The sequence below is a fragment of the Litorimonas sp. WD9-15 genome, from assembly GCF_050271975.1.
Lineage (GTDB): Bacteria > Pseudomonadota > Alphaproteobacteria > Caulobacterales > Maricaulaceae > Litorimonas.
Window position 1 is genome coordinate 3064749 of record NZ_CP189850.1, and the last position, 16076, is coordinate 3080824.

12 protein-coding genes and 1 tRNA gene are annotated in these 16076 nt (G+C 50.4%); 4 read left to right on the forward strand and 9 right to left on the reverse strand.

Annotated elements, in window-relative coordinates; translation table 11 throughout:
• Positions 1–41 precede the first annotated feature (41 nt).
• The 4 genes from ACP9M6_RS14450 (at position 42) to ACP9M6_RS14465 (ending at position 2364) form a co-directional block, all read left to right on the forward strand.
• Positions 42–668 (forward strand): XRE family transcriptional regulator, encoded by a 627-nt coding sequence (locus ACP9M6_RS14450; RefSeq protein WP_427452243.1) that lies wholly within the window; start codon positions 42–44, stop codon positions 666–668.
• A 104-nt stretch (positions 669–772) separates the two neighbouring features.
• Positions 773–1048, forward strand: a complete 276-nt coding sequence (locus tag ACP9M6_RS14455) for a hypothetical protein (protein ID WP_427452245.1) — start codon at positions 773–775, stop codon at positions 1046–1048.
• 184 nt (positions 1049–1232) lie between these two features.
• The gene (locus ACP9M6_RS14460; protein WP_427452247.1) at positions 1233–2249 is read left to right on the forward strand and encodes a tyrosine-type recombinase/integrase; all 1017 of its coding nucleotides are present in this window, start codon (positions 1233–1235) and stop codon (positions 2247–2249) included.
• Between the two features lie 31 nt (positions 2250–2280).
• Positions 2281–2364, forward strand: a tRNA-Arg gene (locus ACP9M6_RS14465).
• Positions 2365–2638: 274 nt separating this feature from the next.
• Here the strand turns inward: ACP9M6_RS14465 and ACP9M6_RS14470 are convergent.
• From ACP9M6_RS14470 to ACP9M6_RS14510, 9 genes are all read right to left on the reverse strand, one after another.
• Positions 2639–5224 carry a DEAD/DEAH box helicase gene (locus tag ACP9M6_RS14470; RefSeq protein WP_427452249.1) on the reverse strand — a complete coding sequence of 862 codons (2586 nt, stop codon included), beginning with the start codon at positions 5222–5224 and terminating at the stop codon, positions 2639–2641.
• A 3-nt stretch (positions 5225–5227) separates the two neighbouring features.
• Positions 5228–7351 carry a site-specific DNA-methyltransferase gene (locus ACP9M6_RS14475; protein WP_427452251.1) on the reverse strand — a complete coding sequence of 708 codons (2124 nt, stop codon included), beginning with the start codon at positions 7349–7351 and terminating at the stop codon, positions 5228–5230.
• Between the two features lie 231 nt (positions 7352–7582).
• Positions 7583–8623 carry a tyrosine-type recombinase/integrase gene (locus ACP9M6_RS14480; RefSeq protein ID WP_427452252.1) on the reverse strand — a complete coding sequence of 347 codons (1041 nt, stop codon included), beginning with the start codon at positions 8621–8623 and terminating at the stop codon, positions 7583–7585.
• A gap of 57 nt (positions 8624–8680) precedes the next feature.
• On the reverse strand, positions 8681–9100 hold the full coding sequence (locus ACP9M6_RS14485) for a helix-turn-helix domain-containing protein (RefSeq protein ID WP_427452254.1): 420 nt from the start codon (positions 9098–9100) through the stop codon (positions 8681–8683).
• Positions 9093–9302, reverse strand: coding sequence for a helix-turn-helix transcriptional regulator (locus ACP9M6_RS14490; protein ID WP_427452255.1), 210 nt, complete (start codon positions 9300–9302; stop codon positions 9093–9095). The genes ACP9M6_RS14485 and ACP9M6_RS14490 overlap by 8 nt, the downstream gene beginning before the upstream one ends.
• A 139-nt stretch (positions 9303–9441) precedes the next feature.
• Positions 9442–10164 (reverse strand): hypothetical protein, encoded by a 723-nt coding sequence (locus ACP9M6_RS14495; protein ID WP_427452257.1) that lies wholly within the window; start codon positions 10162–10164, stop codon positions 9442–9444.
• A 136-nt stretch (positions 10165–10300) separates the two neighbouring features.
• Positions 10301–11488: a tyrosine-type recombinase/integrase gene (locus ACP9M6_RS14500; protein WP_427452258.1), complete on the reverse strand. Its 1188-nt coding sequence runs from the start codon at positions 11486–11488 to the stop codon at positions 10301–10303.
• 241 nt (positions 11489–11729) lie between these two features.
• Positions 11730–14909: an efflux RND transporter permease subunit gene (locus ACP9M6_RS14505; protein WP_427452260.1), complete on the reverse strand. Its 3180-nt coding sequence runs from the start codon at positions 14907–14909 to the stop codon at positions 11730–11732.
• Between the two features lie 2 nt (positions 14910–14911).
• Positions 14912–16039, reverse strand: a complete 1128-nt coding sequence (locus tag ACP9M6_RS14510) for an efflux RND transporter periplasmic adaptor subunit (RefSeq protein ID WP_427452262.1) — start codon at positions 16037–16039, stop codon at positions 14912–14914.
• Between the last annotated feature and the right edge of the window lie 37 nt (positions 16040–16076).

A 16076-nucleotide genomic window follows, 5' to 3' on the forward strand; every position in this document is an offset into this window, starting at 1 on the left:
GCGAATTTATCGGTCACTCCCTCTTTCGGCGAGCTAAGCACATGAATTTAGGTGAAAGAATTCGAGAGCACCGAGAGCGCAAAGGCTTGTCATTGCGGCAATTATCAGATGAAATCAGTGTGGCTGCCTCGACCATTGGAGACTGGGAACGCGGCGACTCACGCCCAAGACCGAAAGCGCTCGCAAAGGTCGCAAGCTATTTTGGAACCACACAAGCCGAGCTGGAATATGGTCGGGGCAATGTCGCGCAACCTGTTGAGAAATTTGACCATGTCGAAGTGCCAGGTCAAAGCAGTTGGTCAGTGCCGATGCGCGGTTATGTGGGCGCAAACACGGAGTTCACGCCCTTTGAGGATTTCGACGAGATGATTGAAACACGGGTTAAACCCGTGCCCTCCACATTCGCCATGGTTGTGGACGGAGACAGCATGAAGCCCCCATTCGGGCATGGGACAGTGTTGTTGGCGTCCCGCAGGGAAAGCAATCCGGACAAACACATTGGAGATGCGGTGGTGTGCGGACTGCCGGATGGGCGCGTCATTTTTAAAGTTCTGGAACGCGGAACTCGAAACGGCGTTTTCCGCCTTCACAGTTTGAATTCGAATTATGAAGATCTGTTGGATCAGCGCGTGGATTACGTCCTGCCGCTCGACAATGTGCAGTTCTAAAACAGAGTGTTGAGACACATCCAGACATCACGAACGGTTTTATCGGTTGACGTGAACGGTTTTATCGGTTTCTTTTGGGAACGAAACCGGAACCAAGAACCTTCATGCCTTACGCACCGCCGCAACAAAGGGAGCCTTTCCCGTCTGCCGAGACGCGCATCCACCGCCGTGATTTGTCCTGCGGAAAGCCCGCGTTCATTTGGGGTGGCATTGCCACACGCAGTCGCAAAACCCTTATTGCCGCGAGCTGTTGGACCTTGGCGAATGCCAGCGCTCAGGCCGATATCTGGCTCACCGAATATTCTAAATGTGGCGACCTTGACGCGGCATTGGCACGGGTCATGGCGGCGCGGGACAGCACGGATGGCGACTCGGCATGAGTTTCGATGCGTCAGAATTTCGGACGATTTCCGATGTCGAAGCGGCGGAGTTGCTGGGCCAGAACCTGCGCGAATTGCGCAAGGTCATCGATCAGCTGGGCTGCTGTCTGCGAATCGGGAAAGGTTCTCGCCGTTTGACGCCGGCGCAGATGCGTATCCTGACGCGGCACTTGGAAGCTGAGCCATGTTGCGACTCGACAAAAGGCCGTCCGGCATCTGGCGCATTCGTGGCACGCACCACGGAGTCAAAATCGACCAAAGTGCTCGAACGCGTGAAAAATATGAGGCGGACATCATCCGCGAAAAACTTGAAGCCGACATCTTCAACCAGGTCTTCGGCCTAACAAAACCTGAAAATGATTTCACCTTCGCGGATGCCGTGACGCGGTGGCTGAATGCTGGCAAGCAGGTGGACCCCTTTCCCTATCTTGAAAAAATCATCGAGGTCATGGCCGATGACAAACTGGCCGACATGACACAGGGCAAGATTGATGCGCGATCATTTGAGGTATTCCCCACGCAGGCCGATGCAACCCGTCGCCGGCATTTTTACACACCCGTGAGTGTCATTTTAAAATTTGCGGCGGCGGATCGGATGATGCCTTTCCTTCCCCTCAATCGGCCCAGCGGTCGAACGAAAAAAGTGCCACGCATTTTCACGCCTGCAGAATTCGAAACGCTCATCAACGCAGATCCTGATTTCGCTGAAACACTGACCTTTCTGGTTGGAACAGGCGCCAGAACGTCGGAAGCCTTCGGTTTGGATTGGAAACATGTCAGTTCGCAGAGCAACCGCGTGACCTTTTGGGACACGAAAGGGCAGCTGGTCAGGTCAATTGATCTGGACGTCCGCACTCGCAGCATGATGCCTCCTCGCCATCCGCAAGGCGGGCCAGTGTTTCGATCGCCGGAAAACGGAAGTCCATGGTCGAAAAATCAAGATAATAATCGTTTTTACGGGCCCGCTCTTCGGATGCAGAGGCTCGCAAAACGGCTTGGCATTCCGAAATTTAGCCCTCACACATTTCGTCACACATGGGCAAGCTGGCACTACGCCGTTCACACTGACCTCGTTCTGTTGCAGCGGGACGGAAAATGGGCGGACTCGAAATCCGTGCAAGTTTATGTGCATCTTGGAAGCCCTGATCTAGGAAAAGAGGTGCAAAAAGCTGGGTGGTTTCAGCGCAATTCTGGGCATTAACTGGGCAGAAAGAGAATGCCTACAAACTAACGCATTGTTTTGTTTGGTTTATTTATGAGCACAAAATGCCCTCCGAAGGCAGAGGTCACAGGTTCGAATCCTGTCGGGTGCGCCACCAAAAATATCTAAACCCTTGTTTTTTTTATAAAAATAAAATCCTACTAGAGATGTGCCTAGCCTAGTGCCCAGCGGGGGAAATCGCGACCTACAGAGAAAGTGCGAATTCAAAGGCTGCTATAACTCAATATATTCTGTAGAATTGCGGCATTAGCCAGAAGAGGCAGCGAATTACCGATATATAAAATAAATTAAGAAACGTAAATCAGTACACCCCCAATGCCCCCCCAAAGCCCTTATTTTTACGCTTTGAGCGAGGCAATCCTCGAATCTTATACCAAATACTTAGCTGCCAAATCACCATCAAAAACAGAAACCGCTGTCGACGCATCAAGAACCGCATCCCGCACGCTAGGCTCTGTCATATCCAAAACCCGAAACTCGCCAGATTTCATTTTTGCTATTGAGTCAATGCGTCGGAACAACCCTTGGTTTTTTTCGGCGTATCGTGCCAATCCCTGCAGCTTAGGCAAGGCGTCGCTGAGATAAGTTCCATGTGGATCAACAATGTCTGCCACAATACTCCCATCAGTCAGTTTTGAGAAGCAAAGGAAGTCTGGCCTTACTATGCGTGCTACCCCGTCCATATCATAAGAGATACCAAGAGAGTCTTGGCTCGTTCGCGATGGATTGCGATACCAAGCCAAGAATTCAGACCTACTCATCTCAGCATTCAAGACTTCCCTTTCTTCCGGATTGAATGTGTCAGGGAACAAGCCTTCTTCATCGCACATCAAATGCTTATGATATCGAGGGATTACGACCGTTTCACCATTTGGCTCTTTCGCTTCGGTCATCTGAAGCCAAGCCATAGGTCGGGCAAGGTCTACATCCAGCGGATCGGCACTCATCTCTCGAATATCACGATATACATCTTGGCGTTTATCGTTGAGGCTTTTGATAGAGACACGATGTTCTGTGAGCCAAGTTTCAGCTAATTCCTCGGCAGCTAAATCCAACTTGCTTTTGATCTCCGGTACTAACCCCATCGCCGCGATGTCAGTATGCGCGTCGATCAACGCTTCCTCTTCATCGTCAGCATTGTCAATTTGCGCGGCCAAGTGTTCACTATACGACTTGGCAAGATCAGGAGAGATCAATCGACCCGCGCGCTTATAGGCGTCTTCAATCACCGCGTAATCGGCAGCTTCGACGAATTCATTAAACGTCTTTTTTTGTGACTTCACATCTGCGCTAAGAGTTGCCCCCCCTATCTCCAAAACACCTTCACGCGCAGCTTTAACATCCACCTTATAAGTCACGGCCAACCCATCTAAGACCGCATGCATGCGCTTGTGGGCTTCCTTCCCAGCGTTCGGCAATATCCCATCGACCGCCAATTCATGCGCTAGGATCGTAAGGCGTCTTATAGGCTTGGCCTGCCGCTTAGGTAGGCTTTGCGAAGGTAGAGATGTAAACTTCTGCCAGACGGCTTCTGGCACATCAGGGTTAGGAACAAGATCGATTGGGTTAATCAACACACGACGATTCAGACTAGCTCCGCCAGCTTCACTGCCATGCATCAACGCATCAACGACTTGCTCAACCGTCTTGCGATTGAAGTGCGGCAGGAGACAATCAACAGAGTTAAGCAATTCATTGCCCGGTATCCGTCGTGCCAAAGGCGTCCTTACCATACGACCCAAAAGCTGGGTTATGTGGGTATTGTCGGTTGCGGCTCTAAAAGAGACCATGACTTCCGCACGCGGACAATCCCAGCCCGTACTAATCGCATCTTTGGCAATCAGGATACGCACCCAGTCGTCATCTTGAACGCGTTGAGGCAAAATATAGGGCACACTAAAAGAACCAAAAGTTTCCGTTCGATGTTCGCCAAGAACGTTTGCGACACAACCTTCATCAAGATCAGGCCATTCGTCGAATATGGTTTGAAGCCACAAGCCAATTTCATCAGGATCAGGATTGTTCGGCACCTGTAAAACCATAAGTGGTTTCACCACGCTGGCTTCACCTTGCGACGCGGCATAGTCCGCCCAAGCTTTAGAAATTTCGCGAAGTTTTCCGGCACCCCTTCGCAATAGGACAGTCGTCATATCGCCAACCTCATCGGGCACATCCAGATTGACCGTATCTTTAAGAAGGCCTGAATCTTGGACCTTTGTTGAGTCGACAATCACATTAGGCAAAGTCGACAATTTCGGGATGCCTTGGATGGCGTCATTGAACCGCTCAACCGTTGCGGAAATGCCCCAGACGATGGGTAAGCCCGGCACGCTACCCTCGCCGCCAATCAATCGAGTGACAATAGTTTTCCGCCCAGAAGCCGTCCCCTTCATGCCGCGATGAGCTTCATCGAGTACAAGATAGAGAGTTAGATCAGGATCATCTATGGTGTTTTTGATCGTTTCCCAAATTGTATGAGAGCGCCCATCAGGCGTGAGAGGCAAGCCCTCTTGAGTGAGTAAAGTCTTGTCGTCATCATCATGACCACGCACTAGCAAGCTTTTCTTCGATAGCTTTTGAGTATTGAGAAAATAGACCTTACCCGGATCGAAACGTTCCCGACTGAAAGTGTTCTCTACCGTCACCAAATCAGAAACGGTCAATTTATCAGACGCATCCGAAAGGCGAAACTTGGATTGCTCATTTAGGGACGGATCATCACTGAACCAAACAACAACCGCGCCCGGATCAGGCTCAAAATCAAAATCAGCACTTCCAAAGAATAGAGCTTCAATCACCGCCGCTGCCATAACGGTCTTACCCGCGCCCGTTGTCGCAGTCAGAGAGAAGGCTTGCTTGTCCCCGTCTTCATGCCAGCGCTTTCGCGCCTTCCTAAGGTTCGTCAGTACATCATCAACGGCATCTTCTTGATAATCTTTGAGTGTATATTTCATGGTCTAGCGCCCCATCGAGAAGCGGAAATTTGTCAGGTAAGATTCGTAAAGGCGCACCGCTTCAACATTATCGGGAAGACCTTGTGCGACTGATTGAAAGCGTCTCTCGTCATCTGTCACGACATAGGCAAGGCGGATAGTCCCTCTATCTTTAATCTTGGCACACCATAGTCCAGCCTTATCGAGATTAGTGAGTAATCCGTAGGTATCTGCAACGTCCCAGCCATCATCAGGCAACGCATCGATCCTACGTCCTTCGCTGCCAGCGCGCATCCATAGCAAAGGTGCGACCCGAGAAAAGGCACGGTTATGACTGACCGAGACAGGCGTCTCATAGGTGAGCGTGAAAAACTCGGCATTTGCCTCGAATCCATCTGACATTGGAAATTCATCTGTGAATTTGTAGTCGCCTTTAATCGGCTTACCTTCAGGTGTCTTGCCCGTAATCGCCGCCGCAATACGGGGCTTGGTGATATAATCACAAATCCCCCACGCCTCCCATTCTGGATCGCCAGGACGTAGACCTTTTTTACGAAGCGCGTTGTGTTCACCAGCAGCAACTTCATTATTTGTCACTGAAATGCATTGCCGCCGTCCATTATCTTGCTTGTTCAGGCGCATGACCGCGTGCGCTGTAGTTCCGGAACCAGAGAAAAAATCGAGAATTCTAGCTTCGGGCTTTTCGGAAACGAAAAACCTCAACGCATCTTCAACCGCATATAATGACTTTGGAAAAGGAAAGCGACGACCCGGCAGAGCAGAACTTAGAATGTTTGTACCGTACTCGCCAGCATTGTGCGAACCTACTCTCCATTGCGTACCGGGAAGAAACTCATCGCCCCCATCCTGCATTTCACCAATAATTGAACCATCTTTGCGTCGACCAATTATCTTGAATTTTCCTTCAGCTACTTTCAGAGCTTCGCCTTTCTTAAGATAATATATAGAACCGACCTTTGCTTTTGCCGCTTTAACCATTCCTTGCTTTAACAGTTCGCGAAGTCGTTTAGGTGAAACTTGCCAATATCCATAACTACCATCAGAACGAGTAGGCCATAGCACGGTAGTTCCAACGGGCGTCTTTTTCGAAGGTGTGGAATCAAGTGGAATAGTCTCTCCAATAGAATGAATGCCTGTTCCATCGTTATTGACAAATATCGGATAGAACAGATTCGGCCTGTCCTCACGCCTAACGGCCCCTCGAAGACCACGGCGTCTCAGTTGCTGCCAATAAATATCTTTCGATTTTGGCTTAACTGCTGATCGCCATTCGTCATTCAGTGATTGCAACGTGGGTTTACAATCTCCCACCCAAACGAAAAATACATATTCATCTGTTCTTGAAAACGAGTCATTTCGAGATTGTCCCTTCGGGTTAATCAAGGTACTCACCATTTGAATTTTCGCTTCTGGAAACGATTGCTCCAGAAGAAGCCCAAGCCTTAAAAATTCTTTTTCATCTATTGTGACAATTAAAACCGAAGAAGCTGGATTAAGAAGCTCTCTCGCAACCAATAGCCGTCGTTCTATAAAAGCTAACCACTTTGAATGACGATAGAGATCATCACCCTCAACATAATCGTTATTATATTTCCAATCTTTCGCACCTGAATTGTAAGGCGGATCAATATAGATAGCGTCGATCTTGCCGCGATGGGTATAGGTTAGCGCCTCCAGCGCGTGAAAGTTCTCACCATTGATAACCGTATGAAACGGCTTATTGCCGCCACGTTCGACCTTACCCGTACTCACTAACCCCGGATAAATAAAATCTCTAAATTCTGCGACGACGACCAGATCATCCGCATTAACGACCTGTGTTTCGGCTTCCGCCGCATTGTATAAATTTAAGTGAGCAAGCCGCCCCACTTTAGCGCGTTCAATACGACTCACTTTCCAAATTCTTGGATCGCTTTTTTTAGTATCGCCACGCGGGCTCAATACTCGGACTTTATCACCTCGGCGAATAGGCCTACCCGGCAATTCGACATTCTCAGGTTTATGCCGCTCAAAGTTCAAACCAAAGGCCCGGCGCGACGCCAAAGCCTTGAACTCACGCTCCAGCTCATTGCCTAACGCTGGGTCTTTCCCTTTAGCTTGCGCAATAAGATCAGTCAGTCGCGACACGCAGTTCCCCCGATACGGTGTTAATAGTCTCTGTTAATCATAAGCCTGCATTGAACAAGAGACGATTCACGTTGGCGCTGGGTTTTGCTGCGAAACTGTATTCAGGTTGTACTGCAGATGAGGCGATGGTCTGGCTATTGGTTCAGCATAGACTTTCGACCCCATACCCCTCTTTCTTACAGCACATATTGCAAATGGAGCTTAGTCGTGGGTGTCCGTTTGAAACAGTCTTTAAAATTGACCCCCGGCCCTCTTTTGCATGGCCTGCATAATTTCGCCTTGCCGCTGGACGGACAAGGGATTGTAGGAACGGAATGTCGTTATGAGGTCATCATGGCCAAAGTTCATCCCCCAAGCCTGCATGTCATCCGAATTCTTACAATGATCTTTCATCATGCTTGCGTGCGTCCGCCTGAAGTTATGCGGTGAATAGGCGGGCATTTGGACGCTGGAGAATGCGGTCTTCACCGCTTTATAAAGTTTTGACGTGCTGGCATATGGTTTTCTTGAAAGCCCCAGATTTTGGAAGCCTTTTCCTTTGACTATGCCAATGCGTGGTTTTGGGAAGAGCGGGTCTTCAGGTCCAAAGAATTCGATGTCGGTCAGGTGTTGCATCCAGCTTTCAAAATAGTCTCGGTACATCGGATCAACAGGATAGAACCATGTGTTGATCGACTTCGCGCCTTTAGTCGCCACCTCTCTCGCATCCATATAGACTCGCCCATCCTCCAGATTGATATGTTTGAGGCGTAGTGTGGAAACCGCCTTCAGACGCCCGCCCGTCAATAGGAAGAAAGCGAAAGCAGCCTTTTCTAGCTTTTGATCGACTGTGCGCTCTGGCATTGCCTCAAACGCCCGCTGGCATTGTTTCAGGCTTGGGTATTCCATCGGGCGATGGGTATGGGCGATGCGCGCATTTTTCAGTGTATTGTTGAAGTATTCCGCGTCCGCATAGCTGATCCTCGATTTGTACCCGGGCTGCCCGGCAAGCCAAAGGAAGAATGCTTTCACCGTGCGCAAAGTCGAGTCGATGGTGGCGTGGCTCAGCGGCTTTTTCGTACGCGCATTCTTCGCCTTATCAAGATGCGTTTTAAACCGCCCAGCGTCTTCGATGTGGAAGCGTTTGAAGCTCTTGTGGCCCGTGCTTTGCTCATACTTGATGAGCGCCGCTGCGAGCTTGGCGATGGTCTTATTATCCCGCCCTTTGGCTTGTCGCATATAGGTAAAATATCGGCGCTTTATGCGCTCATTCTCTTCATTGATTTTGCGCATGGTAAGCTCCCATCGGTAAGTGATGATTTAGGTTGAGGGTGAAGGGTTCCAATAGGCTCAAAGAGGGGCACTATCCGCGATGTCCAAAACCTCGCGATATTGGGCGAGCTTTGCCGCGCCAATCATGAGACTAACAGGGCGCTCGCATTCTCCGCATAAGGCTTTCAGGCGACGGCGAGAGCCTTCTCTTACTAGGTCCGCCATATCGCCCAATGGCCTCCCACGCTTGCCGCATTTAAAGCATGATAGCTCACCTATAGCATGGGGGTTTTTGCCGCGATTGCTCTTACCATTCAGGAAATCTATCAGGTCCGCACCATGTATCAAAAACGGGCGCTGGGAAGTCATAGCAGGCAAGCCCTCTTCCTTCATCCATCGCCTAACGGTTTGCGGCGAAGTCCCACGTATCTCTTGAATTTCGAGAATGGTGTAAGTGAGGTTCTTACTGATCCCAGCAGCGCTATACCGCCTAGCCATTAGACGGTGTCTCAAAGAGCGCACGGATGTCTTCAACTTTCCAAACGGTCGTACGCGGCCCTAGCTTTTGCGGTTGGGGAAAGCGCCCATCCTTCACGCCTTGCCACCACGTGGACTTAGAGACGGGTATAGGACCGCGCGGAGAAAGGATTTGAGAGAGGCGAACTAGGCCAGTTTGGGGGAATGCGGGGTTATCGGACATATGCGGTCTCCAAGTGAGTTGGTCACATCAAGATCGACAATTCTGGCAGGTTTAATAGCTGGGTAGGTTACGAAAACCCGTCACACCCTTTCAACTGAATAACTCTCAGAGATAAAAATAATCTCTCAAATACAATCACTTAAAATGGAATTTCTGCATCCAAATCAAAGTCAAATTTTCCTATCGAATCGATTTTTTTCTCCGCCGTGACTTGGAAGTTTTGATCAATTGCTGCTAGAGCCTTCGAAACTCCAGTAGGTTTTGTGGAACCTGCACCAGTTGGAGTCTTAGGCGCTCCGCCTTGCGGTTTCCAGTTCACTATTTTGGCAATCTCGTCGATGACGGTATCAAGTGGTTTCCCGTCATCATCTGTTAAATCGTAATCTGCACCATGAAGGCGCAACCATTTTATCACAGATTGCTTAGGGGTTTTCCCCTTTAAGTCTTTCCCTTCCATCGCTTGCCAAGCTCGTATCGCCGCCGCCAATTTAGGAGAGTAGCGAGGGTGTTGGGAACTTAAAAATTCTCCCTCAGGTTCTTCAGGAAAGAAAAAGAAATGAGTGACGACTCCTTTAGAACGCAACCAATCTTTAATCGCATCAACCCTTATCAAAGCCAGATCATCATCTGGATAATACTCTCCATCGTTTGGGTTTACCACGTGCGCTTCTCTGCCTTGGAGAATTTTCGCCTTAACGGCACTCCCTAATGCATGCTTCACTGCCACATATCCGACTGGCTTTTCTTTAGAACCATAGCCCATTTTGTATTGAAGCTCGGAAGGGTCATAACCGCATATCAGAAGTGCGCCTTGTACAACTGTCAACTCATCCGCAAGACGCCAATAATCGATCGCTTTCAAATCACACTCCCCATATTCTACGAGGAATTCTTAGGTTGAGTCGGTTGACTTTCGCAACTGTTCCGGCGGTGACGTCCACCATTCGCAAATTTTCAAGCGCTCATCCCAATAAGTCTCGCGAAACCTTGAAGCCTGATCACCCGCGAAGCTGCACGACTTTTGCGTTTAATTCACCCTCGCAAAAAGCTGCCCAATCCTGCATGAGTCCTCGGCGCTTCTCCAATGCATCCCCGCGCCGATATGATCGCTCTACCACATCGCCAACCGAATGAGACAATGCGGCCTCTGCAACCTCCCTCGCGTATCGCGTCCGATCCCCTGCCCAATCTCTGAAGGTGGATCTAAAGCCATGCGGGACCGCGTTCTTCGCTTTCATCCTACGCATGAGCATAAGCATGGACATATTCGACAAAGGACGATTGGGGCGCTGGCCAAAGAAAACATAGTCTGAAACAGGCGCGGCCCGCATGTCTTGAACAATCTCAATAGCGCGGTCTGATAAAGGCACGGTATGATGGCGGCCTGATTTCATGCGTTCCGCTGGAATGGTCCAAGTTCCAGCGTCTAAATCAAACTCGCTTATAACGGCGTCCAGCGCCTCGCTTGTTCTTACGGCTGTCAGAATTGTAAACTCCAGCGCCCGCGCTGCAATGGCTGGCCGCTCTCGCAAGCGCTCAATAAAATCTGGCACATCACCATAGGGCATTGCGGGATGATGTTTGACGTTGGCGCGGTTAAGCGCTGGCAACACGGCTTCAAGTCCACCCTTCCATAGCGCTGGATTTTCAGCATCGCTCCATTCACGGCCCTTCGCATAGTTGAATATGATCTCTAGGTGTGAACGGACGTTGCGGCCCGTCTCTGGGGTTTTTTGCCAAATTGGTGTGAGTATTTTTAAAATGTCTTCGCGCTTCACATCTGCGACGGGCCTACGGTGCAGGGGCTTTGCGATTTCAAAAGCCGTGCGCTCCCATTTGCGTTTCGTCTTTGGGTTTAGGCTGTCCAAGTCACGCGCCTTTAGGCAAGCCTCCGCCGCGTCCAGAAAGGTTTTCGTTGTCGGCGGACGCAGGGCGATCTTTGGGTCTTCGCCCCTTGCCAGCGCCTCACGCGCGGTTTGCGCCATTTGACGGGCGGCCTTTAGGGTGACGGTTACAAAAGAGCCTAAGCCAACCTCACGCTGGACGCTTTCGCGCTTCCACATGAATAGCCAAGACTTACGCCCGCCGCTCTGAACGCGCAGATATAACCCGCCCCCGTCCGAATGACGCCCTGTTTTCGTAAGGGCCTTCGCTCCCGTTGCTGTCAATTTATGAAGTCTACTCACGCTAACCCGCCTTGATCCTAAAGCGCTGGATTAGATTTGTCGCTAATCGAAACGCCGTGCCTAGCCGTGCCCAGCGCGGTGCCTAGCGCAAGTGTTGGCTGTTATCAGGTCACATTGGACTACAAACGACAATAATCCCAGTAAAACTGTTAGTTTTTTTGATTACACTGCACAACATCAAACCTAGATGGACGCTAGTTCTACGCCTGTCGGGTGCGCCAGTTCTTACCGTTTTATCAACCTACTCTGCCGGGAGGAGGCCACCCTTACCTTCTGTGGCTCCATCGTCTTGCAACCGGCTTTGTTTGGCTTCCGCCTCTAACCGTCTCGCGACATCTTTTGGAGATCCTGTCCCGCGGGCGAGTAGAGCATAGGCCGTCGGCACGAATAAAACGCACACTAAGGCGGCTGCGATAACACCAAATAGGATAACCACACCGATCGCGGCGCGTGTTTCAGATCCAGCCCCGCTGGAGATCAAAAGCGGTACAGCGCCCGCCGCAGTTGTCAAACCCGTCATGACGATGGGACGAAAACGCGTCATCGCAGATTCTTTTATCGCTTCTGCAAATTCAACACCCTCGTCTCGAAGCTGGTTTGCAAATTCGACAATCAGAATACCGTTCTTGGCCGCCAAGCCAATCAACATAATCAATCCAATCTGGGTGTAGATATTGAGCGAGTTCCCCGTCAGCCATAATCCGAGCAGGCCGCCAGCAATTGTTGCGGGAACCGTCAGGATAATAATCACGGGGTGGCGGTAGCTCTCAAATTGCGCGGCGAGAACGAGGAACACAATCACAAGTCCCGTGCCAAAAACAAAAATAATTGAACTTCCAGACGTCTTAAAGTCCAAGGACTGCCCTTTGAAATCGATTGTAGCCTCTTGTGGTAAAACCTCACGTGCCGTTTTCTGCATCGCGTCCAAAACATCACCCAACGCCGCACCGTCTGCCAATCCAGCTTCGATTGTAATCGCGCGCACGCGATTATATCGATTGAGCGACGCACTATCCGCACTTGGCAAAATCGTGACGAGGTTAGAAAGCGGAATCAGCCGACCGGAACGGTCCGACCGTACATATATATTCGAGACATCATTCGCATTATTCTGTTCGTTACGAAGGCCTTCAAGGATGATGTCATATTCCTCACCCTTATCAATATAAGTCGTGACCCGACGCGAGCCCAGCATCGTCTGCAATGTGCGACCAATATCATCAACGGTCACACCCAAATCTGCCGCGCGATCATAATTGATATCAATACGGTATTGGGGTTGGGTTTCTTTATAATCCCAGTCAATATCTACCAAGCCGGGATTATTAGTTTCCAACGCTTCAACAAATATATCTCGCCATTCCGTCAAAGTCTCATAAGAGGGGCCGCCGAGGACGAATTGAACCGGTTTGCCCGTCCCCCCGCCCAAGCCCTGACGCATCCGGGCAAAGGCTCGAATACCGGGAAGATCGGAAAGACCTCTATTGATTTCCGAGATAATTTCATCCGCAGGTCGGCGTGCGCTCCAGTCGTTCAATACGACAATTACGAATCCACCATTGTAAGAATTTCCGCCAAAGCCCGGAGCCCGAATGAGCAGGCGTGTCATTTCCGGCGGATTGCCGTCTTGGCTCTCCGTATAGGGTAAAAGACGTCTTTCGATCTCGTCCATATAGCGTTCCATATAGCTATAGGACGCCCCCTCGGGCCCGCGGACAGCCACGAAGAAACCGCCGCGGTCCTCGATTGGAACATATTCCTGCTGGATATTATTCACCCCATAAACCGCCCCGCCCAGAAGCCCCACAAGCACGAGGCCCACGAGGATCGGACGTTTAATCAATCTGTCGATGACCCAGCCATATCCTTTCAAAACATGTTCAAACAGACGATCAACAGCCCGCGGGAGCGCCGATAAAAGCGTGGGCTTATCACGATTTTTCATCTTTATAAGCTTGGACGCCAGCATCGGCGTCAAGGTGAGCGCCAGCAGGCTGGAAAACACAACGGCGGCCGCAATGGTCAGCGCAAACTCTCTGAAGAGACGCCCAATATCGCCCTGCAAAAATGTGATTGGAACAAAGACGGCGACCAAAACTAACGTCGTTGCGACCACGGCAAAACCAACCTGTCGTGTCCCGCGATAGGCCGCGACCAGCGGTGTCTCGTCATATGCATTGATGCGACGGACAATATTTTCCAACACAACAATGGCATCATCCACAACCAACCCAATGGCCAGTACAAGTGCTAAAAGTGTAAGCAGGTTAATAGAAAGTCCTAGCGCGAAAAGAATGATAAATGTCGCCGTGATTGAAATCGGAACTGTGATTGCCGGTATAATTGTCGCGCGTAGGCTGCCCAAAAACAGGAAGATCACGAGCGTGACGAGTACGACGGCAATACCCAGCGTTGTGTAAACTTCGCGAATAGAGGCGGAAATAAAAACCGAACTGTCAAAACTCCGCGCAATGACGATGCCTTCCGGTAACGTCTCATTCAGGCGATCCGCAAGATCGCGGGCGGATTGCGCAACATCGACCGTATTGGCCGTCGATTGTTTGACAATACCAAGACCGACCATGGGTACACCATTCCCACGAAACATATTCCGATCTTCTTCCGTCCCACGCTCCACGCGTGCAATATCACCAAGTCGGACGAGAAATCCATCATCCCCTTCGGCGATCACAAGGCCCGCAAAGTCATCGGCAGTCTGGAAAGCCCGGTTCAGACGCATCGTGTAAATACGCTGGTTTGACTCCAAATTCCCGGCAGGGGCCTCAATATTTTCAGACCTGAGCGCGCCTTCAATATCCGCAACCGTTAAATTACGCGCAGCCAATTTGCGGCGGTCAATCCAGACGCGCAACGCATAGTCTCTTGAGCCACCAACGCGCACGCGTGCCACGCCGTCCAATGCGGAAAACCGATCAACAAGATATCTGTCCGCATAGTCTGACAATTCCGGAACCGTCATACTATCACTGGCAAGGTTCAACCAAATGATGACATCATCATTGCTATCAGCTTTTTCCACTTCCGGCGGGTCAGCCTCTTCCGGCAAATTATCGAGAACGCCTGAAATACGGTCGCGAATATCATTTGCAGCGACATCAATATCCTGATCAATTCCAAACTCGACACTGATACGGGAACGACCATCTGAACTCGTCGAATTAATAAATCGGATGCCCTCAACACCGGCAATGCGGTCTTCGATGATTTGGGTGATCCGGGTTTCAACGACCGAAGCGGATGCGCCGGCATAGCGCGTATCAATTGACACAATCGGCGCATCAATATCCGGATATTCGCGCAAGGACAGACGATCAAAGGCAATCACCCCAAAAATGATGAGGATCAGGGCAATAACGGATGCAAAGACCGGCCGTTTGACGGCTGTATCAGAGAGCAACATATTTAGGGTCTCTGCGCCGCATCAGCCATAATTCCAGTTGATCGGGATATATTCGTACCGCCTGAAACACGCACCTCACCGGCCTTTGTCGGCAAAAGTATGGATTTACTTTCTACTTTCACTTCCGCGCCGTCGCGAATGCGGATCACGCCTTCCGTAATAATCCGGTCACCAGGATTTAAACCTGACTTCACTTCGATATAGCCGTTTTCTGCCGCCCCAAGCTCAACATCGAGCCGTTGCGCCGTGAGTGTACCATCTGCATCATTGAGTCTGTAGACATAGGTTTTTGGGCCAATGGGCTGCACGGCCTCTTCTGGTATAGATAGGCTCTTGCGCGGGTTTGCGATTAAGATGACCTCCATAAACATACCGGACATCAAAACTCTATCAGGATTAGGAAGTGTCGCACGAACGGTCACAGATCGCGTGATAGGATCAATCACATTATCCAAAGTCGCAATCTCACCATCAAAAGCCATATCGGGCAAGTCATCCGTCCGCGCGGAGACTTTCGTTCCCGGTTTTAACGATCTCAAAAATGTTGACGGGACCGAAAATTCCAAATTCATTTCACTGTCATCGATTAAACGCGCGACGGTATCACCCGGCCTGACAAAGGATCCGACACTGACCTGTCGAAACCCGAGAACACCATCGAAAGGTGCAACAAGTACCCTATCCTTCTGACGGGATTGCACGGCTCTTAATTGCGCACTCGCAGACTCAACCGCACGTCTGGCTTCATCCAGTTCCGCTTTTGAAACCGCGTTGCGATTCGCCAGTCTTTCAACCCGCTCAAGTTGTTTGATGGCTTCTTCTGAATTGGCTTCCGCTTGTTCGGTGAGCGCTATCTGTTCGCGCTGCGCAAGCGATAAGAGTGTTTTTCCTTTTCGGACACGCTGGCCATCATCAAAATATAGTGATTGAACACGATCCGCCGTATTCAACGTGAGATTCACGACTTCATTCGGTGTGAGTGTGCCCAAGGCCTCTACCCTAATGGCAAATTCACGTTCTGTGACGGGCTCAACAAAAACACTGGCCGGGCCACGCTGCGCTTGCGCAAACTGCGACAGGCCCAAACACGTGATAAAGACGGCGACGGTGGAAAATATGCGATATGTCATTTTTAGAACTGCTTTTTTTACGTGGCCGGTCATTTGG